Consider the following 26650-nt stretch of genomic DNA (forward strand, 5'->3'; position numbering starts at 1 on the left):
AGCATTTATGAAGTTACGTGCAGACAATATAATGAAGTCCTATAGAGGGCGACCAGTAGTTAAAGGAATTTCATTAGAAGTTAATCAGGGTGAAATTGTGGGTCTTCTTGGTCCAAATGGCGCCGGAAAAACTACATCGTTCTACATGATTGTTGGTCTGGTTAAACCTAACGGCGGGAATATCTATTTAAACGATATGGATATTACTAAGTTTCCGATGTACAAAAGAGCACAAAACGGAATAGGTTACCTTGCACAGGAAGCTTCTGTATTTAGAAAACTTAGTATTGAAGAAAATATATTAAGTGTTTTACAGCTTACCAAGCTCAGCAAGAAAGAGCAAGAAATGAAAATGGAATCGCTTATCGAAGAATTTAGCTTAGGCCATATTCGAAAAAACCGTGGTGATTTACTTTCTGGTGGCGAACGTAGAAGAACAGAAATTGCGCGTGCTTTAGCTACAGATCCTAAATTTATTCTACTAGACGAACCTTTTGCAGGTGTAGATCCTGTGGCAGTAGAAGACATTCAGCGTATTGTAGCACAGTTAAAAGACAAAAATATAGGTATTCTTATTACCGATCATAACGTACAAGAGACCTTAGCGATTACTGAGCGTTCCTACCTGATGTTTGAAGGGGGAATTTTAAAGTCTGGTATTCCTGAAGATCTAGCCGCTGATGAAATGGTACGTAAAGTATATCTAGGTCAGAATTTTGAATTACGTAAAAAGAAACTGTTTTAGACAACTAAAACAATTAGAACTATAATTAAAGCCAATACTAAAAAACATCTTTTTTAGTATTGGTTATTTTTTTTTGCGTAAAACTCAAATAGGCATTCAAAAACTAATTAACGGAAGTTTAAATAGTATCCGCATCAGTAAGAATTGTGTTTATCTTGAACATACACACTCCAATAGTCTACAAACACTACCCCTTTACCTTAATTAAATTAAGGACAGATGTTAATACATAAAAGAGGATGATAGCAGGTACCGCCATAAACTTAAGGGTTACCAAGAGTATAATACTTACCACTAAAAACACGTAGCGAATGGCATTATCTTTAAAGCTCCAATTTGAAAATTTTAAAGCAAATAATGGGATGTTTGCATTCAGCAAATAGGCACTTAAAAACGTCAACCCTATTAAAAACCATTGATTAAGTATAATGCTGTTTAGCACTTCATTAGTATGGTACAGTAAAATTAAAGGCAAAGAAATAATCAACAAAGTGTTTGCTGGGGTTGGTAAACCTATAAAAGAGTTGGTCTGATTTTCATCTATATTGAATTTCGCTAAGCGATAGGCAGATGCCAAAGTAACAATTAATCCTAAAAGAGGAATCAATTCTTGAGGATTTAGTTTAAAAGATTGCCATGTAGCCATACTTGAACTTTCTGAAAGCAAACCACTACTCCAACCTCCTGTTGAAGACATTTCTAAAAGCTTAAACATCACAATACCCGGCACCACACCACTCGTAACCATATCGGCTAAAGAATCTAACTGTAAACCCAAACCACTTTTAACATTTAGTAATCGCGCAGCAAATCCGTCAAAATAATCAAAAAATATGCCTAGAAAAACAAACAATGCTACCATTTCAAAAACTCCGTGAACTGCAAAAAACACAGCAATACAGCCACAGAATAAATTGAGTAAAGTAATAAGGTTTGGTATGTGTTTTTTCATGTGTTAAGCTTTTGGTAAAAATAGGATATTTTTATCGGAACTAATTATCTCAAATAAATTCTTCGCATATTTGTTTGTAGAAAAGTTTTACCCCATACTATGCTATTTAAAAAATACATTTTAAGTTTCTTTCTTACTTTTTCTTTATTTGGATTCTCGCAACCAACACTATCTCCTAAATCAAAAATTAGTGTCTTAACGGTAGGAACAGCAGATGAACTTTATGCTAAATTTGGTCATAGCGCTATACGGGTTCAAGATCCTGCTTTAGGAATTGATGATGTCTATAATTACGGTCATTTTGATTTCAATACGCCCAACTTTTACACAAAATTCACCCGAGGCAAATTGTTATATAGCTTAGCACGTGAGTCTTTTGAAGGTTTCATTTACGGTTATCAACTAGAAAACAGATGGGTAAAAGAACAAGATTTACAACTCACTGTTCAAGAACGTAATGATTTTTTGAAATTTCTAGAAAACAATCATCTTCCAGAAAACAGGTTTTATAAATATGATTTCTTATTTGACAATTGCTCCACTAGATTACCCGATGCCTTACAAACCGTTTTAGGAGCTAAACTAAGTTTTGACTATACACATTTAGAAAATCAGTTTACATTTAGAGAATTAATACATCAAAACTTAGATGTTAATTCCTGGTCTAATTTTGGTATAGATCTGGCCCTAGGATCTGTAATTGACCGAAAAGCGACGCCATGGGAACATCAATTTTTACCAATCTATGTATTTAAACAACTTCCGCACGCTACGGTAGATGGAAAAAAATTAGTTTCAAAAGAAAGAACTTTATTAAAAGAAGTACCTGAAGAAAAAAATTCCAACTTTCTTCTATCCCCACTACTATGGCTTTCCATACTTAGTATACTAGTATGCCTAATCACTTTAAAAGATTACAAAGCAAAAAAAAGATCTAGATATCTGGACTTTATTTTATTTTTAACCACAGGACTAGCCGGACTCTTAATTGTGTTTCTTTGGTTTGGAACAGACCACCAAGCCACCGCAAAGAACTTTAATTTCTTATGGACCTTTCCTATAAATAGCCTTATCGCATTCTTTTTACTTAAAAAAGGAGCGCCTGCTAAATGGATTTCTAGCTATATGCTATTACTCCTTATTTGTATTGGTATCGCACTGATACTTTGGATTCTTAAAGTACAAATATTCAGTATTTTGATCCTTCCAATCGTATTTGCTTTAATCGTTAGATATTCCTTTTTAATTTATTATCAAAGGTCTGCCAGAGTTCACTAACTTTGCCAGTTCTAATACAAAAATTACATGAATCTATTATCAGTAGAAAATATTGCAAAAGCCTATGGCGAACATGTTTTATTTTCTGATATCTCTTTTGGAATAAACAAAGACCAAAAAATAGCGTTAATCGCTAAAAACGGAAGTGGAAAAACATCCATTTTAAATATATTATCAGGATTAGACACTCCAGATTCTGGCCAAGTAAACTACAGAAAGGGAATTAGAGTTTCATTTTTAGATCAAGAACCTAATTTAGATCCTAATTTAACCATTGAAGAGACCATCTTTGCCTCTGACAATGAAATATTAAAGGTTATTAGAGCCTATGAACATGCTTTAGAAAACCCAGAAGAAGCAGATGCATACCAAACCGCTTTTGAAGGGATGGAGCGCTTTCAGGCTTGGGATTTTGAAACACAATACAAACAAATTTTATCGAAGCTTAATCTTAACGATATTCACCTTAAAGTAGAGATACTTTCTGGAGGGCAAAAAAAGCGTTTAGCCTTAGCAAATGCATTGATCAATAAACCAGACTTACTGGTACTTGATGAACCTACCAACCATTTAGATTTAGAAATGATTGAATGGTTGGAGCAGTATTTTGCCAAGGAAAACATGACCTTATTTATGGTAACGCATGATCGTTACTTCCTAGAACGCGTCTGTAATGAAATTATAGAACTAGATGAAGGTGTTATGTATCCTTATAAAGGAAACTACTCTTATTATCTAGAAAAGAAAGAGAACAGATTAGAGCAAGAGGCCACAGAGCAACATAAATCTAAACTTTTATTTAAAAAAGAATTAGATTGGATGCGCAGACAGCCTAAAGCTAGAACTACAAAGTCAAAATCTAGACAAGATGATTTTTACGAGATAAAAGAAAAGGCGAGCAAACGCAGAAACGAAAATGAGGTAGAGCTTGAAATCAATATGGAACGTATGGGAAGTAAAATTCTTGAGTTGCATAAAATTTCTAAATCATACCCAGGAAAACCTATCTTAGATAAGTTTGAATACAACTTTCTTCGTGGCGAACGTCTTGGTATTATTGGTAAAAATGGTGCCGGAAAATCTACCTTCTTAAATATTCTAAGTGGCAATGATGAGCCCGATAGCGGAAAAGTTATTGTTGGTGAAACTATAAAGTTTGGATATTACACGCAAAAAGGTATAAACATTAAAGAGGGCCAGAAGGTTATTGATGTTATTCGTGAATTTGGCGATTACATTCCATTAGCCAAAGGAAGACAAATATCTGCACAACAATTATTAGAACGCTTTTTGTTTGACCGCAAAAAACAATATGATTTTGTTGATAAATTAAGTGGTGGTGAGCGCAAACGTTTGTATTTGTGTACCATTTTAATTCAGAATCCTAACTTCTTAATTCTTGACGAACCTACAAACGATTTAGATATTGTAACCTTGAATGTTCTAGAGAGCTTTTTAATGGATTTCCCTGGATGCTTACTAGTTGTTTCACACGACAGGTATTTTATGGATAAAATTGTAGATCACCTGTTTGTTTTTAGAGGTGATGCGGTTGTTGAAGATTTTCCGGGTAACTATTCAGATTTCAGATCTTATGAGGATAGTGCTGTATTGGAAAGCAGAGCTGCTAAAAAAGAAAATACACCCACGGAAGTAGATAAGGGGAGTAAGAAAAAAGAAGAGAAAAAGAAGCTTACGTTCAATGAACAAAAAGAGTTCACAAATATTGAACGTGAAATAAAAAAATTGGAAGCAAAAAAAGAAGCTACACAACAAAAGTTTGCTGACCCTGCTTTAACTGGAGATGAAATAGATAAGTTATCTATAGCGCTTAAAGAAATTGAAGCTGCTATAGAACTAAAAACAGAACGTTGGTTTGAACTTTCTGCACTTACAGAATAAAGCTCATGTATTTGCTTAGGTACTTATCTTTTCTATTCTCATCTACAAATCAGCATGGTGTACACTCCCCTTTTGTGTATACTTTGGTGACCAAAGGTTTGTATAAAAAAGATAAGTACACCTCTATAAAATCTTTAAACACCGCTTTAAAACTATTAGATTATTTTAAAATTTCTGAGATAAATCTTAAGGATCAGAACGAAACTTTTAAAGCGCTGATAACAGAAAAATTTCCGAATATAGGTCTGGATACTAATTCCGAATCCTTCATATATTTAGACAACCTATCTGACAAAAATGTACTGTTTTTTAAAGAATTGGAGAGATTCAACAACGATACCCTGATTTACATCAATAATATCAACAAAAATTACGCTCATTGGCAAGCACTAATTACGCTTGAAAAAATAAAAGTGAGTATTGATACTTTTCATGGCGGAATTCTATTTTTTAGGAGAGAGCAAGTAAAAGAACATTTTAAGATTAGGATATAATCCAGTAATTTTAGACTAAATACGATTACAAATGAAATACACCCTTTACATACTATTTGTCGTCTTTGCCGTAATTTTTGTAATGAATCTTCTCAAGAATAAGAAAAGAACCAAAGAGCGAAAAAATCGCAGGTTTATGGACCGTAACAAGCGCTAAGCGCAGTACTAATTATTTTAAAAATAGCTCATGAAAATTTATACAAAAACTGGCGACAAAGGAACTACAGCACTTTTTGGAGGAACTCGAGTAGCTAAACACCATATTAGAATTGAAAGTTACGGTACCGTTGATGAGCTAAATGCATGGATTGGTATGATAAGAGACCAAGATATAGATGAGCATTCTAAAGAAATCCTTACCCATATTCAGCATAAATTGTTTATTGTAGGCGCTGTTTTAGCGACAGATCCGGAGAAAGCGGTTTTAAAAAACGGAAAAGAACGTTTAAATATTGACAAAATCAGTGATGGAGATCTTTTACTTCTAGAACATGAAATGGATGCTATCGAAGCGAAGCTACCGCAAATGACACATTTTATTTTACCCGGTGGCCACACCACTGTGTCATACTGTCATATTGCCAGAACTGTATGCCGTAGAGCAGAACGTATCGCGTCACATTTAAATGATACTGAACCGTTTGAACCAAATGTCTTGCGGTATCTAAATAGGCTATCAGATTATCTTTTTATGTTGGGTCGCGGTTTATCTGCACATTTAAACGTTGAAGAAATAAAATGGATTCCAGAAAAAAAATAAAAGTAACAAATTGTTAATCAGCAGAATAACAATATATCCAAAAAATAATTTATTAATAACTAGTAAAAAACTTGGATATATCATTTTAAAATTTATTTTTGCAAAAAATTAAAATTAATACCACTAACATGTATTGGACTTTAGAATTAGCATCTTACTTAAGTGATGCACCTTGGCCAGCTACCAAAGACGAATTGATCGATTACGCAATTAGAACCGGAGCTCCACTAGAGGTTGTAGAAAATCTACAGTCTATGGAAGAAGAAGGCGGTGAGATTTACGAATCTATCGAAGAAATTTGGCCAGACTACCCAACGGAAGAAGATTACCTCTGGAACGAGGACGAATATTAAAATATTAACGTAATAACATTAAAAAAGTCTCATTTGAGGCTTTTTTTTTACTTAATTTTGAACTTGAGTGACAGCATTACTGATTATGTTGTTGATTATAGTTCATTCTGTCATGTTATTCCGCTAAAATACCTTTGGTATGGTTATAGCATAGATTAAAAAAAATAATTTACCGTATGAGTTTTTTAAATTCTGTTTTAAAAGTTTTTGTAGGCGATAAGGCTAAGAAAGATGTCAAAGAGCTACAACCTATCATAGATAAGATTCATTCTTTCGAAAAAGAACTTGCTAATCTGAGCAATGATGAAATTCGAAATAAAACCCTTTCTTTCAAAGCACAGCTTAAAAATGACACACAAGTCATTAATGATAAGATACAAGCCCTTGAAGTTGAAGTAAAAAACTCAAAGGATATTGATAAGAACGAAGATATCTACGCAGAAATTGACGGACTGAAAAAAGAAGCTTACGAAATTTCTGAAAAAACCTTAAAATCAATTTTACCAGAAGCTTTTGCTGTGGTAAAAGAAACTTCTAAGCGTTTTGCGAATAATACAACCATAGAAGTTACTGCTTCTGAATATGACCGGCAACTTTCTGGAACTAAGGATTATGTTTCTTTAGAAGGAGATAAAGCCATCTGGAAGAATTCTTGGAATGCTGCAGGTAAAGAAGTTACTTGGGACATGGTACATTATGATGTGCAACTTATTGGAGGTATTGCTTTGCATGAAGGTAAGATTGCAGAAATGCATACGGGAGAAGGTAAAACCTTAGTGGCTACTTTACCATTATATTTAAATGCCTTAACCGGTAACGGAGTACATCTAGTAACTGTAAATGATTACTTAGCCAAGCGTGATAGCGCGTGGATGGCTCCTATCTTTCAATTTCATGGTATTACCATAGAATGCATTGATAACCACCAGCCAAATTCTGACGGAAGACGTGCTGCTTATAATGCCGATATTACCTATGGTACCAACAATGAATTTGGATTTGACTACCTAAGAGATAACATGGCGCACACGCCAAGTGATTTGGTGCAACGTCCTCATAATTTTGCTATTGTTGATGAGGTGGATTCTGTTTTAGTGGATGATGCACGTACACCATTAATTATTTCTGGTCCTGTGCCCAAAGGAGATATTCAAGAATTTGATCAATTAAAACCTAAAGTAAATGATATTGTTTCTTTACAAAAGCAGTATTTAACTGGCGTTTTAGCAGAAGCAAAAAAGCTAATAGCCTCGGGTGATACAAAAGAAGGTGGTTTTCAATTATTAAGAGTACACCGTGGACTACCAAAAAATAAAGCATTAATTAAATTCTTAAGTGAAGAAGGCGTAAAGCAATTACTTCAAAAAACTGAGAACTATTACATGCAAGATAACAACCGTGAAATGCCTAAGGTAGATGAAGAGCTATGGTTTGTTATTGATGAAAAAAATAATCAGATAGAGCTTACTGAAAAAGGGGTAGAACACATTTCTGGTGAACAAGATCCTACCTTCTTTTTAATGCCAGATATAGGCGGAGAAATTGCTAAAATTGAAAATCAGCATCTTGATGTTGAAAAAGAAGCGGAGCTTAAAGAAGAACTTTTCAAAGAATTTGGTGTTAAAAGTGAACGTATACATACATTAAATCAACTATTAAAGGCCTATACTCTTTTTGAAAAAGATGTAGAATATGTAGTAATGGAGAATAAGGTAATGATTGTTGATGAACAAACAGGTCGTATCATGGACGGTCGTCGTTACTCAGACGGTTTACACCAAGCAATTGAAGCTAAAGAGAATGTAAAAATTGAAGCAGCAACGCAAACCTTTGCTACGGTGACTTTACAAAACTACTTTAGAATGTATAATAAGCTTGCCGGTATGACAGGTACAGCTATTACAGAAGCAGGAGAATTTTGGGAAATCTACAAACTAGATGTTATGGAGATCCCTACCAACAGACCTATTGCTAGAGATGATAGAAACGATTTGATTTATAAAACAAAACGTGAAAAATACAATGCAATTATAGACCAAGTAACAGAGCTTTCTGCTGCAGGTAGACCGGTCTTAATTGGTACAACTTCTGTAGAAATTTCAGAACTTTTATCACGTATGCTTAGTATTCGTAAAGTACCACATAATGTACTGAATGCTAAAATGCATAAAAAAGAAGCAGATATCGTTGAAGAAGCTGGTAAGGCTGGTATTGTTACGATCGCAACAAACATGGCTGGTCGTGGTACTGATATTAAATTATCAGATGCTGTTAAAAAATCTGGTGGTTTAGCCATTATCGGTACAGAACGTCATGATTCACGTCGTGTAGACCGTCAGTTAAGAGGTCGTTCTGGTCGTCAAGGAGATCCAGGAAGCTCTCAATTCTATGTCTCTCTTGAAGATAACTTAATGCGTTTGTTTGGCTCTGATAGAGTTGCTAAAATGATGGACAGAATGGGCTTAGAGGATGGCGAAGTTATCCAACATTCCATGATGACAAAATCTATTGAGCGAGCGCAGAAAAAAGTGGAAGAGAATAACTTTGGCGTACGTAAAAGATTATTAGAGTATGATGATGTAATGAATGCACAACGTGAGGTTGTTTACAAACGTCGTCGTCATGCCTTACAAGGAGAACGTCTAAAGGTAGATATAGCCAATATGATCTATGATACTTGCGAGGTTATTGCAGAAACCAACAAAAACGCAAGTGACTATAAGAACTTTGAATTTGAATTAATTAAATATTTCGCTATTACCTCTCCTTTAACAGAAGAAGAGTTTTCTAAGAAGAGCGTACAAGAAATAGCTTCTTTATTATATAAGAACGCCTACCAACATTACCAAGATAAAATGGAGCGCAGTGCTACTGTTGCTAACAGGGTAATTAAGAATGTGTATGAAGATGAGGCTAATAAATTTGAACGTATTGTAGTTCCTTTCTCTGATGGAATTAAAACGTTTAATATTGTTACCAATTTAAAAGAAGCATATGAAAGCGAAGGGAAGCAATTAATTACAGATTTTGAAAAGAACATCACCTTAGCAATTGTTGATGATGCTTGGAAAGTTCATTTACGTAAAATGGATGAATTAAAACAATCTGTACAACTTGCTGTTCACGAACAAAAAGACCCTTTATTAATCTATAAGTTTGAAGCTTTTGAATTATTTAAAGGGATGATTGAGAAGGTAAATAAAGAAGTTGTAGCATTTTTATACAAAGGAGAAATCCCTAATGGAAATGACACAAACATTCAAGAAGCCAAAACAATTAGTGAGCCTAAAGAAAACTTAAACGTTAGTAAAGAGGAAGTTTTAAATAGCGATGAGCTTGCTGCACAGAACCGTGCTGTAGGTCAAAATCAAGGAAGCAGACCTTCCATTACGGAAACAATTACGCGTGAAGCACCTAAGATTGGGCGTAATGACCGTGTAACTATTAAAAGTGTAATGTCTGGAGAAAGCAGAACTGTAAAATTTAAACAAGCAGAGCCACTTCTTTCAAAAGGAGAATGGGTAATTACAGAGCATTAATTTTTATATAAATCATATTCTAAAACGACAGCTTATTAAGCTGTCGTTTTCGTTTTTAAACAAATTTCATTTAGAGTTTTACATAAGATTCTTTGTATTTTGATGGTATTATAGAGAAAATACTTATCTTAATGCTTGGAAATTCCACCTGTTAAGGAAAATTATTAGCAGTAAAACTAAATAAATGGCTCACCAACAACGCCTTAAAACCAAAAAAAACCTCATTTTAAGAGTAAATTACATTTCCTCTGCCCTATCATTAGTGTTTGGTTTCATGTGTATTTACTTCCTAAACATTACAGAAGTAATTCCGTACGTGTTTTTTTTATTTTCATTATTAAACTTAGCAAACACCTTTGCCTTTAAAAAACACCAGAACTTATCCTTGATGTATAACGTTACATCACTCGTAACTCTGTTTAGCTGTATTGTTATTACCTTATTTAGTGGAGGTATAAACAGCGCATTTATTTTTGTCTTAGGTTTAGTTGCTTTTGCCGGCTATGTAACCACAAAACGCTATGGAGAGGTTTACCTTTATAGTGCTTTCATTATTGTTACCTTAATCTATTTTCAATCTATCTTAAGTCTTCCTTTTGTTAGGAATGTAGTTCCCGAAGCTTCGCAAGATCTTTTTAATTTTATTAGCATTCTATTCTCCTTATATATACTAGGTGGTGTATTTGGTAAGATATTAGTAAAAACACATTATAACTTATACCGATCTAAACTCGAAGTTGAGCAAAAAGTACGTGAGAAAGAAACACTTATTAAAGAGGTGCATCATCGGGTAAAAAACAACTTACAAACCGTATCCAGTCTTCTAAGCTTACAAGCTAGAAACATGAAAGACGAGGAGATGAAGAAAATGATTAAGAGTAGCCAGAATAGAGTAAACTCCATGGCTATGGTTCATGAAATGTTATACATGCGTGAAGATTTATCAAAAATTGAATACAAATCTTATGTAGAAGAATTAAGTGATTATCTTGTACGATCTATAAAAGGCACCGATAATAGAATAAAAGTAGCTATTGACATTATTGATATAAATCTTGGAATAGATACAGCAATACCCTTAGGGCTGCTTATTAATGAAGCCATTACAAACTCTTTAAAATATGGTATTAAAGATAATGGTGAAGGAGAGATCAGTATCGCTCTTAAGAAAAGTCAAGATGAAAAAGATTATGTTTTAAATATTGGTGATAATGGTGATGGCTACGAAGAGAGTATTACACCACAAACTACTACATCACTTGGATTAAAACTTATTTACAATCTTACAAGACAACTGCAAGGTTCTATATTAAAAGATTGTACTAAAAAAGGAACCAACTATATTATAACCTTCAAGGAAATTGGTCAAAACTTCCAACCAATCGGATAAGCCATTTACTTTCTAACGCTTATTTACCTTCACTTTTAAAGGCTTTAACATTTTAGCCGTATTTTTCGTAGCTGCCATTATAGCAACAACAATAGATAAAGAAAATACTAGTACTACTATAGATACCATCATAATTACGCTAATTTAGATTTGTTTGCTTTGGTATAAAAAGATAATTCTTTTTTTACTTTATAATTTCTATCCATATATAAACGCGCAATTTTCGTTTCATTACTATTTAAGGTAGTTTCTACAGTTGGCGTCACTAAAACAACGTTTGCTGTTTGTGTAGCTACTTTTGCTTCTTGTGCTTGAGCAAATAGACCTATAAAAAGAACAAATAAAATAGTTAAAATAGATTTCATGACTTGGGTATTACACTGTAAAGGTACTACCAACTTCAAGTGCATTTCGTCGATTTTCGCCCAATACCATGTATCTATCGGTGACTGTAAATTATCTAGATGTAAAGAACTTTTTGTTCGTCAACGGTAATTCAACTAAAAATAACTCATCGTAATAATAGGTACTTTATCGGAATACTACCCTCTCCTGCAGCACTAATCAAATTTATAATAGAATAATAAATAGTTTTTTCATTTATCCCCTTTTAATAAGAACCTCAAGTAAGAGTCTCAAATTTTCAACATCAAGAAACTATATCTGTTAGATTAAAATCCATGTAGCAGTGCTATAAGAAGTAAATCAGATTAATTATCGAATAACGAATACAAACACGATCTTAAACAAAAAAAGATTCCTTATTAGGAATCCTCAGAACAAAAGTTCCTATAAAATTTAATTTTCTAATATATGGACGGTACTATTTTTTACTTCCAAGAAGCATTTGCTTCATTCTTGAAGCCGTCGCTATATTCATTCTAATAATATTAAAGAACGTAAATGCTATTACTACTATTAATGATACTTCCATAATTATGCTAATTTAGTTTTGTTGGCTTTTGTATAGAATGACAATGCTTTTTTTACTTTATAATTTCTATCCATGTATAAACGAGCAATTTTTGTTTCATTACTATTTAAGGTAGTTTCTACAGTTGGCGTCACTAAAACTACATTTTCTGTTTGTGCAGCAACCTTCACTTCTACTTTAGCATCTTGTGCTTGAGCAAATAGACCGATAAAAAGAACAAATAAAATAGTTAAGATAGTTTTCATGACGTATGTTTTATACTGTAAAGATACTACCAAGCCAAAGCGTATTTCGTCGGTTATCGCTCGATATCGTTTATCTATCGACGAATGGATCATATTGTTATGTGAACAAAACCGGAAGAGATATACGGTATAAAACTAGACTTCTATCATCGTATTTATTGGTATTTAAACGATGCTTTAAAACTCAAATAATGGCCGACTAGTACCAAAAAATCAGGTTTATTAGCCATTTTATCGCATTGAAATACGATATACGCTTAGTAGCGTTAAAATAACTACATAAGAGTTACATCTCATGGCGTACTACTTTAAAATAAAGTAGAAAGATAAAATTGCGTAAAGTTGAAGCGCTTATAAAAAAGTTGGTAAGTTAATGAACGCTGGTTCATTGATTGTAAAAAAAATCGGGACGAATAAAAAACCTTTAATTATGCTAATTTAGTTTTGTTGGCTTTTGTATAGAATGACAATGCTTTTTTTACTTTATAATTTCTATCCATATATAAACGAGCAACTTTTGTTTCCTTACTATTTAAAGTAGTTTCTATAGTTGGCGTTACTAAAACAACATTTTCTGTTTGTACAGCAACCTTCACTTCTACTTTAGCATCTTGCGCTTGAGCAAATAGACCGATAAAAAGAACAAATAAAATAGTTAAGATAGTTTTCATGACGTATGTTTTACACTGTAAAGATACTACCAAGCCCAAACGTATTTCGTCGGTTTTCGCTCGGTATCGTTTATCTATCGACGAATGGATCATAACGTTATGTAAACAAAACCGGAAGAGATATGCAGCAATAAAATAGCCTTCTATCATCGTATTTATTGGTATTTTAACGATGCTTTAAAACCCAGTTAATAGCCGACAGTAACGGAGACTTAGGTTAATTAGCTATTTTATCGCATTTAAATTCGATATACACTGAATAGCGTGGAAATAATTACATAAGAGTTACATCTCATGGAGTAATACTTAAAATAAAGTAGAAAGATAAAATTGTGTAACGTTGAAGCGCTTATAAAAAAGTTGGTAAACGCATGAAGAATAGTTGTAAAAAAAGTGGATATGAATAAAGAACCTATAATTATGCTAATTTAGATTTGTGTGCTTTTGTATAAAAAGACAATTCCTTTTTTACTTTATAATTTCTATCCATGTATAAACGAGCAATTTTCGTTTCATTACTATTTAAGGTAGTTTCTATAGTTGGCGTCACTAAAACAACACTTTCTGTTTGTGCTGCAACCTTCACTTCTACTTTAGCATCTTGCGCTTGAGCAAATAGACCGATAAAAAGAACAAATAAAATAGTTAAGATAGTTTTCATGACTTGGGTTTTACACTGTAAAGGTACTACCAAGCTAAAGTGTATTTCATCGATTCTCGCCCAATACCGTTTATCTATCGGTGAATGTAAATTATCTAGATGTAAAGAACTTTTTGTCCGCTAACGGTATTTGAACGATTATTCTGTCACCGTAATTATTGGCATTTAAACGGTATTCCTATGACCCTATTTTTAATAGAAGATTAGGATCAGGACAATTATTGCTATAAAACTCCAAATCATTACCATTACATACCCCTGGATAGTCTCCGAAATAAGCTCCAATAGAATTTATAATTTGAAAATGTAGGTGTGGTGCATAATTAACATTGATATCTGGAGTCCCTAAATAACCTATACAAGCTCCTGCTTTAAAACGAGCTCCAACTTCTAGATGCCTAATAGTCTCTAAAGACAAATGCCCATATAAGGTATAGAAGGTTACTTTATTAAGGTTATGCTTCAAAATAATCGTAGGACCATAATCTCCCACAGTATCATTATTCTTAAAACTATGAACTATACCGTCTATAGGAGCTAGTACTTTAGTACCTGCAACACACCAATAATCTATTCCTAAATGAATATTTCTGGCGGTATGTTGTTCTTTAGAAAAGCTAGACTTATCAGCATACAGATTTCTTTTTTCTAAATACCCGCCATGAGCAACTTTGGCATTGTTTGCAGAAAGGATCGAATCTATATACTGTTGACATTCATTTGGATCCGTAATAGCGATATTATTTAGTAATTGATTGGTCGTAGATAAATCTAAGGCACAATATTTAGCCAAAGGGATACTTTCATCCAGAATAGGAATACTTGTTTTAGAATATTCTATTAATACGTTCTCTAATTCACTCATATCATTAACTACAAAAAGCCTATTTTAACCCAAGAAGTAATAATTTAATAATTAATTAACAACTTGCACAAGAGGTTATACGTAAGTAAATTTAAAGGTATCCCACTAATAATAAAAAAACAATATGAACTATTTGAAAATTACTTTTATTGGACTCTTAGCGCTAGCCACCACCAGCTGTCAATCTAAGACAAGAGAAACTAAGAATACTCCTATAACTACTGAGGCTTCCGCTCAAGATTTGTCTTCTTATGAAACTGCCTATTTTGCAAGTGGTTGTTTCTGGTGTGTAGAAGCTATTTTTGAAAGTGTAAAAGGTGTTAAAGAGGTTGTCTCTGGTTATTCTGGAGGAAAAGAAAAAAATCCTACCTATGAGGCCGTTGGTTATGGTAGAACAACACATGCAGAAGCCGTTAAAGTTTATTACAATCCTAAAGAAGTAAGTTTTGAAACCTTAGTAAAGGTATACTTTGGCTCTCATGACCCAACAACTGTAGACGGCCAACGTCCTGATATGGGAAAACAATATAGATCAATTGCCTTTTATAAAGATGATCGTGAGAAAAAAATTATTGAAGCTTATATGGCTAAATTAAAAAATGATAAGATCTATAATAAGCCATTAGCTACAGAGGTTACCAAATTTGAAATCTTTTATGATGCAGAAGATTATCATCAAGATTATGAAAAAAAACACCCTGACAATTCTTACATAAGAGGTGTATCAGTGCCAAGATTAAAGAAATTTCAAAGTAAATTCCCAGAGTTAATAAAGAAAAATTCTCATTAAACTATTCTAAAACTACGGTACTATACTTAGCATTGATTCTTAGGTTTTTAGTCGTGTTTTTCGAAATATGATAGCCTCTACTCAAGGTTGTCCTATCATTTTTGGTTTTCACTAAATGTAGTATACTAGGTGCTATTAATTTAGAATTCTCCCCATTTACAGTAATTGTAAATGGGGATATTGGTAGTTCACAACGAAGCGTTCCGTTTTGCACAGAAACATCTATAGCTGAGAAATCTTTATTTATTTCATGAATAGCTAAAGATCCAAAATTATTTTCCGCAAAAATATTCTGCAACAAATGCCCTATAATAACTTCTGATGATGTTGCACTTAGAGTAATATTCTTAGCGGTATTTATAGACACCTTATCAGAATAACTCACTTTTAGCTTGCCATAATTCCAATTTTGAATATTGATTGGCGAATATGAAGCATCAATTTGTGTTTGAGCACCATCAATACTATTTGCGTATAAACCGGCATAGGCAAAAGTTCCTTGAATATTTTTAGTATTTTCTGCAAGCTTAACTTCGCCATGACGTACATTTAATTTAAGAGTTACTGACTTAGGCATTTTTATTTTAATGTACTTTTTTACTTTTATTTTAGAATTACTACCCTGTGCATTAGATGACTGGTAGTATACATTAGGCATCGTTAAGTAGCTAAATGATGCCGAATCATTAAGAATAGTATCTATTCTTCTACCTGTAAATTGGTGCTTTTTATGTTGCGATTTGTCTTTCAACGCTTCAAGCAGCGCTCCTCTCCTCTCTTCATACTCTGCCTTACGCTCCTCTAAGAGTTCCTTCCTTTCTTCCAATTCACCAAAACGTTCCGCACGTGCAGCGGTCAATCTTGCCCTGCGCTCTTCATAAGCACTTTCTCTAGCACTCATCATTTCCTGTCTTATTTTTTCTGCCTTATGCTTTTCGGATTCTACCTTTTTTTCCAATTCTTTAAAGGCTTTCCTATCTTTTTCAGAAAAGCCCTCATCAAGCTCTTTTTGCCACTTTTTCATATAAGCATCTCCCTCTTTTTTAAAGGCTTCAAAATTAAATTCTGGAACATTTATTCTAGGAATTTCAGGGAATTCAAGAGAATCTAGCATAAATGTCAGTTCTTCTATTTCTGGCAATTCTTCTATTTCCGGTAATTCGAATTCATTAAAATCCCATGAACTTTTAAATCCGCCTGGAGCATGAAGCGTCGTCCAAGAATTCTGCGCTCCCGAAGCAATGTTTATTTGACGACTATTCCCCGTAATATTTAATTCATTTTGCTTGAAATACTTTTCCATATCTTTTGGAGAAGCCCCTTCTATAGCGATTACTACTTCAATTTCTACTTGGTCTTTGTTCCATGTTTCAAACTCAATATCCGTATGTGATGTATTGAGTTTTATAATGGCATCCTTATTTACATTATAATTTTCAATATACGTTTTAGTTTGCTTTTGTGCCGCTGCAGAAGCCACGGCAAAGAGAAACACTACTAGTAACTTATATGCTGATTGCTGTTTCATTTTTTGATGATTTTAATTCGATTAATGTATCTTTTAGTTTTTGCAACAACCGTAAACGCAACTGTAGATTTTGAATTAATGCAGAAATAGTTTGATCATTTGGCCCTATGGTATTTAGTTCTTTATTCAAACGCTGATATTCAACATTTAATTCCGCCAATCGTTCCATGAATCCATCTACAAGATCCTTATTCTCCTGAGAAACCTCTAACTTTGCCAACTCTAAATTAATGGTAGCCAAGTAGTAATTCTCTACTTTTTTAAGATCCGGAGATAAATCTCCTAAGGATATTTCTTGAACATCAGTTTTTGAAGCTGATTTTACTAAGGTGGTACCTTCCTCAGGTAGCCCTACTTCTTTGTTTACAAAGAAATATACCCCAATGCTGATCAAGATAAACAGTGCTGCTGCAATTTTCAGAAAAAAGAGTATAGGTCTAGGTTTACGTTCTGGAAATTCTTGATGCAAGCGTTCTGAAAAGCGCGCTCTATGTCCAGAATTTAGCCTAGGCTTCTTTTGCTCTTCGGCATCCTTACAAAGCGTTCTAAGATCTTGATTCATATTCTTTCTTCTTTAATTTATCTTTTAAATAAGCTTTACCTCTCATTAATTGCGTTCTACAAGTGGTTTCTTGAATACCTAAAACCTGAGCAATTTCAGCATGATCATATCCTTCTAGTAAGTAGAGCAGTAACACATACCTATATTTCTCAGAAATAGTATGTATAGCCGTCCGCACTTCTTCTATCGTAATTGACGCTTCTATGTTCCAATCTTCATCTTCAACCACAAGTATCCTATTTTCTTCTAACGGAACATGCTCCGTGCGCTTTGCTTTTAGAAAATCTATACACTTATGAACTACAATTGTTTTTAACCATGCACCGAATGTTACCTCTCCTTTAAATTGATGAATTTTTTGAAAAGCTTTAATAAATGATTCTTGCAAAACGTCTTCTGCATCATCACTATTTCGTACAAATCTCATCACTACGCAAAACATACCATCACAGTACTTATCATAGAGTTTCATTTGCGCTCTACGATCGTTAGCCTTGCATTGCTCAATTAAATCTGTTTGGAATTTTAACAATTTTTCCAAGTTAGTTTATAGTTGTTGTTATCTTAAAGACGATGACTTTATTGCAGTGTTGCAAAAAAGTTTAGATTTGTTTTATAAAATTTTCTGTTTTGATTCAAAATACAATTAAAAATGACAAAATTGAGCTGACGGTTCTTGATTTTGGTGCTATTATTCAAAAGATAATCGTAAAAGATAAATATGGGACCCCTACAAATATGGTGGTGGGTTTTGATGAACCAGAAGATTATTTAAGCAACCCTATGTTTTTAGGTGCTTGCATAGGGCGCTATGCCGGAAGAATCTCTCAAGGGGGATTTTCACTAGATGGTAAAACATACTCTATTCATGAAGAAGACGGCGTTCATTTACATGGCGGAATTGCGGGTTTTAACACAAAAACATTTGAGGTAACTCATATGAATCACGGCACGAAACCTTTCATCCAACTTTCTTATGTAAGTGAACATTTAGAAGAAGGTTATCCCGGAATTTTAAACGTAACCGTTACTTATACGTTAGATGATGATGCACTAATCATAACACATGAAGCGAGCACCGACCAAAAAACAGTAGTTAACTTAACCAATCACTCCTATTTTAAATTAGATTCTACAGAAGAGGTAAATCATTATACCTTACAATTAGATTGCTCAAAGGTTTTAGCTACTCATGACAATCTTATCCCTACTGGAGAATTAATAGAGGTATCTAAAACAAAATATGATTTTTTAGAACGTACACCACTAGCAAACACACGACTAGATACTCCATTTGTAATTGATAAGCGTCATGAAATTTGCGCATCGGCCTATTCAGAAATTTCAGGTATTACGCTGGAAGTAACAACCAACCAACCGGCAGTTGTAATTTACACTCCGGAAACAACAGGTTCTATCTGTTTTGAAACTCAAAATTATCCTGACGCTCCCAATCATCCTAATTTTCCATCAAGCGTGCTAACACCTGAAGACACCTATTATAACCAATCTACTTTTAGATTTAAAGTATAAAAAAAAGCCCGTATTAACGGGCTTTCCTATTATAATCTGATTTATCAACCTGCGTTATTCATCTAAAAGCAAATTAAGATTTACGGTGATATTATCTCTTGTAGCTTTACTGTAAGGACAAATTTCATGAGCGGCATTGATTAACTCCTCTCCTTTTTCCTTATCTACTGTTGGTAAATATGCGTCTAAGGTAGCCTCAATATTAAAACCGTCCTCATCTTTACCAAAACCAATAATCGCAGTAACACTAAAATCTCCTAAATCATCTACTCCATTGTCCTTAGCTACTGCTTGAAGGGCACCAGCAAAGCAAGTTGAATATGCGGCCGCAAATAATTGTTCTGGATTTGTATATTTCTCTTCAATAGGATCTCTTCCATTTGGCATTTTCACATCTAAATCAATCAATCCGCCTTCGGTTGTTACATGACCAGATCTACCACCTGTATTTGTTGCACTTGACTCAAATATTGTTTTCATTTCAATTTATTTTAACGTTTAAGACCATAATATACTAATAGAAGAAACGCTTACGAAAAATGAATTATTAAATTTGTGTGAATGTTTCACAAAAAACCTTATTTTCCTAAAAATCACGTATCATCTCTTTGAAAAAAAACAATAAAATATCTGCATTTGAAGAAAAAGAAGGAATACATCTTACCGATGTTTCTAATGAAGCCTCTATTGCTAAAATAAAAAACTTTAGAAAAAGACAACCTTCAGTAGCTTCTCTAATTCAAGGAATACGAGATGGAGATAAAACAGCCTTAAGCAGAGCCATCACCTTAGTAGAAAGTAAAAATAAAACGCATTTAGTGCAAGCAAATCAAATTATTGAAGCTTGTATTGCAGATAAAAAAAACACCTTACGTATTGGCATCACAGGAGTTCCCGGTGTTGGTAAAAGTACTTTTATTGAAGTCTTGGGTAAATATCTTACGAATCAAGGAAAAAAAGTAGCTGTTTTAGCCGTAGACCCTACAAGCTCTTTGAGTAAAGGAAGTATTTTAGGTGACAAAACTAGAATGGAAGTTTTGGTAAGAGATGAAAATGCTTTTATAAGACCCTCTCCCTCTGAAGATTCTTTAGGAGGTGTCGCTAGAAAAACAAGAGAATCTATTATTCTATGTGAAGCTGCTCATTTTGATGTTATTCTAATTGAAACTGTAGGAGTTGGCCAAAGTGAAACAGCAGTTCACGGTATGGTAGACTTTTTTTTACTCTTAAAGCTTGCCGGAGCAGGAGATGAATTACAAGGTATAAAAAGAGGTATCATGGAAATGACCGATACCATTGTGATTAATAAAGCGGATGGCAAAAATAAACAAGCTGCGAATCTAGCAAAAATAGAATTTACTCGGGCGCTACATTTTTATCCTCCAAAAGAAAATGGTTGGGTGCCTAAAGTACTACAATGTTCTGCTTTAGAAAATGAAGGTATTTCTGAAGTATGGCAGACCATTCTAAACTTCAAAGATGCTACTGCTGACGCTATCTATGACAAAAGAAAATACCAGAATAAGTTTTGGCTTCTACAAACCATAGAAGATAATTTAAAAATGCAGTTTTATGAAGATACTGCAATACAACAGCAGCTAGAACAACTTACTACACTGGTAATGAACGCCAAAGTGTCTCCGTTTGTTGCTGCTGAGCAATTGCTGGCCTTACATCAAAAAAAACTTAAATAAAAAGCATAAATTTGCAGCTTCAATTTAATTACTATGACTGTTTTAACTGATGCGCTTCTTTCTATTGTTGTTCCTTTATATAACGAAGAAGACAATGTTGTTTTGCTTACGGAGAAAATCCATGAAAGTTTGGTTGGTTACAACTATCAAATTATCTACATCGATGATTTTTCTAAGGATGCCACACGCATGGTTGTTAAAAAAATGAATGATCAAAAAGTTCACTTAATAGAATTGAAGAAAAATTATGGCCAAAGCTTGGCATTGGCTGCAGGTATAGATTATGCCGAAGGAGATTATATTATCACTATGGATGGTGATTTACAAAATGATCCAAGCGATATTCCCGAGATGTTGTCTTATGCTATTGAAGGCGAGTATGATTTAATTACTGGTATTCGTCAAAAAAGAAAAGATTCTCTAGTTAAGAAAATCCCTTCTAAGATTGCCAACTTTTTAGTAAGACGTGTCACCAAGTTAGACATTAAAGATAATGGTTGCGCTTTAAAAGTTTTCACAAAAGATATTGCGAAGGACTTAAATTTGTACGGTGAAATGCATCGTTTTATTACGCTATTAGCACATTTAGAAGGCGCACAGATAAAGCAAGTTCCTGTAAAACACCATGCTAGGCATGCAGGAGTTTCTAAATATGGTTTAGAAAGAGTATTTAAAGTTATTGCCGATATGATGTTGTTATTATTCATTCGTAAATACTTTCAAAGACCCATTCACTTATTTGGAATATTTGGTGTTTTACTAATGCTTTTAGGGGGCTTAATTAATATCTACTTATTAGTGATAAAATTAATGGGCGAAGATATTGGAAATCGTCCTCTTTTAATTTTTGGTTTGATGTTTATTCTTGCTGGGATACAACTATTCACTATAGGAATTGTTATGGAGTTATTAATTAGAACCTACTATGAATCTCAACAGAAGCGACCATACCGAATTAAAAAAATTCTTGTAGGTGATAAAGCCCAATAAAAAAATAGTTACAGCACTTAAAATTAGTATAAGTGCCGTATTACTCTATTTTGTTTTTACAAAAATTAATTACACAGATGTTTTTAGTACGTTAAAAAAAACGAACCCATACTACTTAGGCTTGGCTGCGCTTTTTTTTATTATTTCTAAAGTAGTTTCTGCTTATAGAGTCAACCTCTATTTTCACTTATTACATGTATTCTTGACTCCTTTAAGTAATTTAAAACTGTACGCTTTAGGTATGTTTTACAATTTGTTTCTACCAGGAGGTATTGGTGGCGATGCCTACAAAGGATACATAATTAAAAAAGAGTTCCCAGTAGACACTAAAAGAATTGTAGCTGTATTGGTATTAGATCGTTTAAGCGGTTTGTTATTACTTTTTATATACGCATGCCTACTTATTACTTTTCTAGATGTAAGCTTCTTAAACGCTATTGAAATCTATGCTGTAGCTGCAATAGTTTTAAGTATCGTCGTTTTTTATCTGCTTACTAAAAAGTTTTTCAACTATGTGCTTCCCATTTTTTGGAAAACATTTGGGTATTCTGCTTTGGTGCAATTAGCACAATTAATAAGCGTCTTATTTATATTAAAAGCATTGAATTTTGAAAGTAATACGGTAGCCTATCTCTTTATCTTTCTTATATCGTCTATTGTATCTGTAATTCCGTTAACCATTGGCGGAATAGGAAGTAGAGAATTAACTTTCTTCTATGGAGCAACGCTCTTAAATTTAGATGAGAACACTTCTATAAGTATCAGTATGGTATTTTTCTTAATTACAGCAGCCGTATCTTTTATAGGAATATATTACCACTTTAAAAGACCTAAGCTACAAACCAAGTCTTAATTCACAATATGAATCAAATATTTGTGCTTAATTACTTTCTTGCGTGTCGCAGGATTTAAAAACCTACCCTGAAGTCTAGTTATTCTAAAATCATCCACTTCATATTGTTGATCCCAGTCAAAACCAATATCTCGAAGTTGCAGTAATTCTTCTTCCGAAATATACACCCATGAATCTTCACTATCTTCCAAAGCATCTACTTTAGTGATTTGAACAGGTTTCTGATTGTAAAAATCTAAAGACCATGTGTGTTCTTCCGTTAGTTTAAAAATTTTATCTACTGGAATATCATTCTTAGAAATTACTTTTGCCATAGCAGAACCAGCTTGATATTCTAATAAATTAGGGTAAAAGTGAAAATTTAAAACTGAGTTAATCAATACAGAAGCTAGCGCAGCGATAGTAACAATCCTAATGGCATAAGCTTCTCTTTTTAGTGTGAAATAGACGCCAATTACACCCGCTACAGCAAACAAAATATAGGATATAAGAGACTCAAATTCGAACACGTAAAAGCAAAATAAGGAAACTACCACGAAGATAAGGCCGAATATAAAATACTGAACCCCTAAAATAATTTTTATCGTTTTATCCTGAGAGTGTACATTTAAACTATGCAAGTATGAGGCAGTAAGTATCGCAAATAAAGGAATTATAATGTTTAAATAATGCGGCAATTTAAATTGTGCAAAACTAATTAGTATAAAAATTAAGGTAATACCTCCTAAGGTTAGAAATTCATATTTAGGCTTATAGGCAAACTTGAGTTTTATAAATGTCTTTACTCGACAATAATAAGCGACCAAACCTATTACCGTCCATGGTAAAAATACCCACAAAAAGGTATGAAAAAAGAAAAAATAATCGCTACTGTTTTTTCCAATTCCTTCACCACTCATGCGTTCAAAACTTTGTTCCCAAAGAATAAAAAATATACCGCTCCTATTGCTACGGCCACGAATAATTTTTTCTGGATGTAGATCAAACTGAAGGTAATATGCATATAATATTGGTCCAATAGTTATTGCAAAAACTACAATAGCCACAAGAACACGCCAGTTTATAAATTGCATCCATTTGCGGGTATATGCCAAATGGCATAAAATAGGTAGTCCTAAAACAACCAAAGCTATTTGGCCCTTTGTAGAAAAAGCTATCCCAGCCCCAAAAGCTCCTAAGACAATATTTAAAAGAGAATTTTTATTGATATAACTAGTTAATTGCCAGAGTGCAAAAATTGTAAACCCCGTTAAAACAGCATCTGTTCTAACATCTATTACAGATAAAACAATAGTTTGAGAGGTAAGAAAAATTAGTGCGGCAGTTTTACCTACATACTCATTATACAACAATTTACCAAGACCGAAGCAACTATAAGCCCCTAAGAAAATGGCTAGCATTCCTGGAATTCTGTACGCCCAATCATGAAGCCCAAAAATTTTAAAAGATAATGCCGCAAGCCAATAGTGCATGTGTGGCTTATCTAAGTACTCATTAGTTCCTTTTATTAAATTTATAAAATCGTTTTCTTGAACCATTCTCATGGCCATTACTGCAAATTGCGCTGAATCATTTTCAAACAATGTAGAAAATAGTCCCGCAATATATACGACACTTATAAGAAACAATAAAAGCCAATACCTTGTATTAGATATCATAAACTAATCTTCTGAGTTGCAAATATATACAACTTTATAAATAACCAACTAAAAATGAAACCAATTACACCACCTGTTAGTACATCTAATGGAAAATGGACTCCAATATAGATGCGACTGTATGCCACTAAAAACGCCCAAAAAAGTAGTAAATAACCTATGAATTTAAATTTTTCTTTTAATAACGATCCTAAAAATAGGGCAATCGCAAAAGAATTAGAAGCATGAGCAGAAAAATAACCATATTGACCTCCACAAGATTTTTTAACCAAACGCACCAAATGCCCAATCTCTTCATCGTGGCAAGGCCTTAAACGTTTAAAACCATACTTAAATAGATTTGCAACTTGATCTGTAACCGTTATCATTAAGGCAACTACAACGAGTAAAATAAGTGTTTTCTTTAAACCGTAAGATTTATAAAAAAGAAAAGCTAATACTAAATAAAGCGGAATAGAACTCAATTTATTGGTAATAAACAGCCAAAAGGCATCCCAATTTGTAGTTCCTAAATGATTTAATAAGAGGAAAAGATTTTTATCGTATTGTAAAAGCTCTTCTAGCATCTGAATTATTCTTCGTAACGAGCTACCTCTCTATCATAAAAAGCTGTTGCCTGTTCTATAAGGTTCTCAGCTTCAGATTCTAATTCGTTCTCATCGTCTGCCGTAAAATCTTCTAGCCACTCTACTTCATCGTTCTCCAGATTAATGATAAACCTTGGATACTCTGTATGTATTACGAATATTGCGGTTGGGTAATCTGTATTATCGCCTAATAAGAATTTAGGAAACTCCATAGTTATTTTTTTAAGGGTGTTAAAAATACAATTATTTGATTGAAATTGATCAACTTATAGCTTTTAAAAGAAAATTATACTGCGGCTATTTTCTTTTTTGTTTGGGTATTAAATCTAATATATAACAAGATTGCAGAGGCTGTTAAGCCTGCTAATAAACCTATCCAAATACCTGTACTTTTTAATTCTGTATACAAGCTCAAATAATAGCTTGTTGGAAACCCAATCATCCAATAGGCAACAAAGGTTATAATCGTAGGCACTTTTACATCCTGCAAGCCTCTTAAAGCTCCTAATATGACAACTTGTAATCCGTCTGATATCTGAAAAATAGCGGCAACAACTAAGAGCTGCGCTGCTATAGAAATCACTTCCATATTATCTACCTGATTGGCAACATCATCTACATTTAAGTATATAGTGGGTAGCCACTGATTAAAAATAAAGAAGATTGCTGCAAATACAATCTCCAACAAAAATGTTAAGAAAAATATCGAAATTGCTATACGCCTTAATGATTTAAAATCAGACAATCCTTTTTGGTTCCCTACCCGTATCATAGCGGCAACACCTAATCCCATTCCTACCATGAATGTCATACTAGAAAGGTTTAATGCTATTTGATTTGCGGCCTGATGATTTTTTCCAAGTACGCCACTCAACCAGACGGCAGAAGTAAAAATTCCAACTTCAAAAAACATTTGTAAAGCCGAAGGAAAACCAAGGTTTATAATTTTACTCATGACTTTATCCTCCAACTTGGCAAAATTAAAGCCTGTAACGTAGTCATGAAATTTCTTTTTACTACGTAATAGAAGCCAAATAAATAAAACCATAATCACCCGAGAAGCCAGCGTACCTATTGCTGCACCTACAATACCCATTTTAGGAAATCCTAGATTACCAAAAATTAAAAGATAGTTTAGTGTTATGTTCACCACGTTTGCTATAATCGTAGCATACATAGGATATTTAGTCTGAGACAGACCTTCGGAGAATTGCTTAAATGCTTGAAATATAATTAAAGGCACTAATGACAAGGCCACTAGATCTAGATACGGTAAGGCTAATTCTACGACCTCTGGAGGTTGCTTCATTAAATACATAACCGGTTTGGCTAACATAATGACCCCAAATAAAAGCAAGCCTAAAATAGTACATAGTATTAACCCATGTTTCAAGGCGCTTTTTCCGTCTTCTTTTTTTCCTGCAGCATCTGCTTCTGCCACTAAAGGGGTAATTGCCGTAGAAAATCCAATTCCTAAAGACATGGCTACGAAAACAAAACTATTTCCAAGAGATACCGCTGCCAATTCTGCCGTACCCAACTGCCCTACCATGATATTATCTGCTAGTTGCACAAAAGTATGCCCCAGCATTCCCATAATAACAGGAACCGCAAGAGTCAGATTGTATTTAAATTCTTTAGTATATTGCTGTAACAAAGGGCTATT

At 33.5% G+C, this 26650-nt stretch carries 27 protein-coding genes; 13 read left to right on the forward strand and 14 right to left on the reverse strand.

Going from position 1 to position 26650, the window contains the following annotated elements:
• Positions 1-7: 7 nt before the first annotated feature.
• Positions 8-745 (forward strand): LPS export ABC transporter ATP-binding protein, encoded by a 738-nt coding sequence (gene lptB / locus BLQ19_RS13660; protein WP_024479952.1) that lies wholly within the window; start codon positions 8-10, stop codon positions 743-745.
• Positions 746-932: 187 nt separating this feature from the next.
• Here lptB and BLQ19_RS13665 read toward each other — a convergent pair whose 3' ends face one another.
• The gene (locus BLQ19_RS13665) at positions 933-1697 is read right to left on the reverse strand and encodes a CDP-alcohol phosphatidyltransferase family protein (RefSeq protein WP_024479951.1); all 765 of its coding nucleotides are present in this window, start codon (positions 1695-1697) and stop codon (positions 933-935) included.
• A 99-nt stretch (positions 1698-1796) separates the two neighbouring features.
• Here BLQ19_RS13665 and BLQ19_RS13670 point away from each other — a divergent pair, with 99 nt between their 5' ends.
• The 7 genes from BLQ19_RS13670 (at position 1797) to BLQ19_RS13700 (ending at position 11413) form a co-directional block, all read left to right on the forward strand.
• Entirely contained in the window at positions 1797-2975 is a 1179-nt protein-coding gene (locus BLQ19_RS13670; RefSeq protein ID WP_074538714.1) for a lipoprotein N-acyltransferase Lnb domain-containing protein, read from the forward strand.
• Positions 2976-3002: 27 nt separating this feature from the next.
• On the forward strand, positions 3003-4877 hold the full coding sequence (locus BLQ19_RS13675; RefSeq protein WP_074538715.1) for an ABC-F family ATP-binding cassette domain-containing protein: 1875 nt from the start codon (positions 3003-3005) through the stop codon (positions 4875-4877).
• An 11-nt stretch (positions 4878-4888) separates the two neighbouring features.
• A complete protein-coding gene (locus BLQ19_RS13680; protein ID WP_139150262.1) occupies positions 4889-5371 on the forward strand; it encodes a hypothetical protein in 483 nt (160 codons plus the stop codon).
• Positions 5372-5558: 187 nt separating this feature from the next.
• Positions 5559-6131: a cob(I)yrinic acid a,c-diamide adenosyltransferase gene (locus BLQ19_RS13685; protein ID WP_074538717.1), complete on the forward strand. Its 573-nt coding sequence runs from the start codon at positions 5559-5561 to the stop codon at positions 6129-6131.
• 128 nt (positions 6132-6259) lie between these two features.
• Complete coding sequence (locus tag BLQ19_RS13690; protein WP_013551418.1) at positions 6260-6484, forward strand: DUF2795 domain-containing protein; 225 nt, start codon at positions 6260-6262, stop codon at positions 6482-6484.
• Positions 6485-6660: 176 nt separating this feature from the next.
• On the forward strand, positions 6661-10023 hold the full coding sequence (gene secA / locus BLQ19_RS13695) for a preprotein translocase subunit SecA (protein ID WP_074538718.1): 3363 nt from the start codon (positions 6661-6663) through the stop codon (positions 10021-10023).
• A 388-nt stretch (positions 10024-10411) separates the two neighbouring features.
• Positions 10412-11413, forward strand: a complete 1002-nt coding sequence (locus tag BLQ19_RS13700; RefSeq protein ID WP_254788374.1) for a sensor histidine kinase — start codon at positions 10412-10414, stop codon at positions 11411-11413.
• 134 nt (positions 11414-11547) lie between these two features.
• Here BLQ19_RS13700 and BLQ19_RS13705 read toward each other — a convergent pair whose 3' ends face one another.
• The 5 genes from BLQ19_RS13705 to BLQ19_RS13725 form a co-directional block, all read right to left on the reverse strand.
• Positions 11548-11778, reverse strand: coding sequence for a hypothetical protein (locus BLQ19_RS13705; RefSeq protein ID WP_024479944.1), 231 nt, complete (start codon positions 11776-11778; stop codon positions 11548-11550).
• Between the two features lie 571 nt (positions 11779-12349).
• Positions 12350-12592, reverse strand: a complete 243-nt coding sequence (locus tag BLQ19_RS13710; RefSeq protein WP_024479940.1) for a hypothetical protein — start codon at positions 12590-12592, stop codon at positions 12350-12352.
• A 428-nt stretch (positions 12593-13020) separates the two neighbouring features.
• Positions 13021-13263 (reverse strand): hypothetical protein, encoded by a 243-nt coding sequence (locus tag BLQ19_RS13715; RefSeq protein WP_074538720.1) that lies wholly within the window; start codon positions 13261-13263, stop codon positions 13021-13023.
• A 418-nt stretch (positions 13264-13681) separates the two neighbouring features.
• Entirely contained in the window at positions 13682-13924 is a 243-nt protein-coding gene (locus tag BLQ19_RS13720; RefSeq protein WP_025614507.1) for a hypothetical protein, read from the reverse strand.
• A 178-nt stretch (positions 13925-14102) separates the two neighbouring features.
• Positions 14103-14789, reverse strand: coding sequence for a peptidoglycan DD-metalloendopeptidase family protein (locus tag BLQ19_RS13725; protein ID WP_074538721.1), 687 nt, complete (start codon positions 14787-14789; stop codon positions 14103-14105).
• Between the two features lie 124 nt (positions 14790-14913).
• On the opposite strand from BLQ19_RS13725, the gene msrA reads away from it, so the two are divergent.
• Positions 14914-15579: a peptide-methionine (S)-S-oxide reductase MsrA gene (gene msrA, locus BLQ19_RS13730; RefSeq protein ID WP_074538722.1), complete on the forward strand. Its 666-nt coding sequence runs from the start codon at positions 14914-14916 to the stop codon at positions 15577-15579.
• 1 nt (position 15580) lies between these two features.
• Here the strand turns inward: msrA and BLQ19_RS13735 are convergent, their stop codons facing one another.
• Genes BLQ19_RS13735 through BLQ19_RS13745 form a run of 3 tightly spaced genes read right to left on the reverse strand, consistent with a single transcriptional unit; the run spans position 15581 to position 18210 of the window.
• The gene (locus BLQ19_RS13735) at positions 15581-17107 is read right to left on the reverse strand and encodes a hypothetical protein (RefSeq protein ID WP_074538723.1); all 1527 of its coding nucleotides are present in this window, start codon (positions 17105-17107) and stop codon (positions 15581-15583) included.
• Positions 17085-17669 (reverse strand): hypothetical protein, encoded by a 585-nt coding sequence (locus BLQ19_RS13740; RefSeq protein ID WP_074538724.1) that lies wholly within the window; start codon positions 17667-17669, stop codon positions 17085-17087. The genes BLQ19_RS13735 and BLQ19_RS13740 overlap by 23 nt, the downstream gene beginning before the upstream one ends.
• Positions 17653-18210 carry an RNA polymerase sigma factor gene (locus BLQ19_RS13745; protein ID WP_074538725.1) on the reverse strand — a complete coding sequence of 186 codons (558 nt, stop codon included), beginning with the start codon at positions 18208-18210 and terminating at the stop codon, positions 17653-17655. The genes BLQ19_RS13740 and BLQ19_RS13745 overlap by 17 nt, the downstream gene beginning before the upstream one ends.
• 89 nt (positions 18211-18299) lie before the next feature.
• On the opposite strand from BLQ19_RS13745, the gene BLQ19_RS13750 reads away from it, so the two are divergent.
• Positions 18300-19202 (forward strand): aldose epimerase family protein, encoded by a 903-nt coding sequence (locus BLQ19_RS13750; RefSeq protein WP_074538726.1) that lies wholly within the window; start codon positions 18300-18302, stop codon positions 19200-19202.
• A gap of 54 nt (positions 19203-19256) precedes the next feature.
• On the opposite strand, the gene BLQ19_RS13755 is transcribed toward BLQ19_RS13750, so the two are convergent.
• On the reverse strand, positions 19257-19682 hold the full coding sequence (locus BLQ19_RS13755; RefSeq protein WP_074538727.1) for an organic hydroperoxide resistance protein: 426 nt from the start codon (positions 19680-19682) through the stop codon (positions 19257-19259).
• 122 nt (positions 19683-19804) lie between these two features.
• Between BLQ19_RS13755 and meaB the strand changes: the two genes are divergently transcribed.
• From meaB to BLQ19_RS13770, 3 genes are read left to right on the forward strand one after another with little or no spacing between them, the layout of a single operon-like run.
• Positions 19805-20896 carry a methylmalonyl Co-A mutase-associated GTPase MeaB gene (gene meaB, locus BLQ19_RS13760; RefSeq protein WP_083332252.1) on the forward strand — a complete coding sequence of 364 codons (1092 nt, stop codon included), beginning with the start codon at positions 19805-19807 and terminating at the stop codon, positions 20894-20896.
• Positions 20897-20929: 33 nt separating this feature from the next.
• A complete protein-coding gene (locus BLQ19_RS13765) occupies positions 20930-21886 on the forward strand; it encodes a glycosyltransferase family 2 protein (protein ID WP_024479930.1) in 957 nt (318 codons plus the stop codon).
• Complete coding sequence (locus BLQ19_RS13770) at positions 21870-22739, forward strand: lysylphosphatidylglycerol synthase transmembrane domain-containing protein (RefSeq protein WP_074538729.1); 870 nt, start codon at positions 21870-21872, stop codon at positions 22737-22739. The genes BLQ19_RS13765 and BLQ19_RS13770 overlap by 17 nt, the downstream gene beginning before the upstream one ends.
• Here the strand turns inward: BLQ19_RS13770 and BLQ19_RS13775 are convergent.
• The 4 genes from BLQ19_RS13775 to BLQ19_RS13790 form a co-directional block, all read right to left on the reverse strand.
• Positions 22736-24397, reverse strand: coding sequence for an ArnT family glycosyltransferase (locus BLQ19_RS13775; protein WP_074538730.1), 1662 nt, complete (start codon positions 24395-24397; stop codon positions 22736-22738). The two genes, BLQ19_RS13770 and BLQ19_RS13775, sit on opposite strands and share 4 nt — an antisense overlap.
• Positions 24394-24963 (reverse strand): phosphatase PAP2 family protein, encoded by a 570-nt coding sequence (locus tag BLQ19_RS13780; protein WP_074538731.1) that lies wholly within the window; start codon positions 24961-24963, stop codon positions 24394-24396. Before BLQ19_RS13780 ends, BLQ19_RS13775 begins: the two co-directional genes overlap by 4 nt.
• Before the next feature lie 5 nt (positions 24964-24968).
• Positions 24969-25196, reverse strand: coding sequence for a DUF8828 family protein (locus BLQ19_RS13785; protein ID WP_013551396.1), 228 nt, complete (start codon positions 25194-25196; stop codon positions 24969-24971).
• Positions 25197-25270: 74 nt separating this feature from the next.
• Positions 25271-26641 (reverse strand): MATE family efflux transporter, encoded by a 1371-nt coding sequence (locus tag BLQ19_RS13790; protein ID WP_074538732.1) that lies wholly within the window; start codon positions 26639-26641, stop codon positions 25271-25273.
• Between the last annotated feature and the right edge of the window lie 9 nt (positions 26642-26650).

This window comes from Cellulophaga baltica, assembly GCF_900102165.1.
Lineage (GTDB): Bacteria > Bacteroidota > Bacteroidia > Flavobacteriales > Flavobacteriaceae > Cellulophaga > Cellulophaga baltica.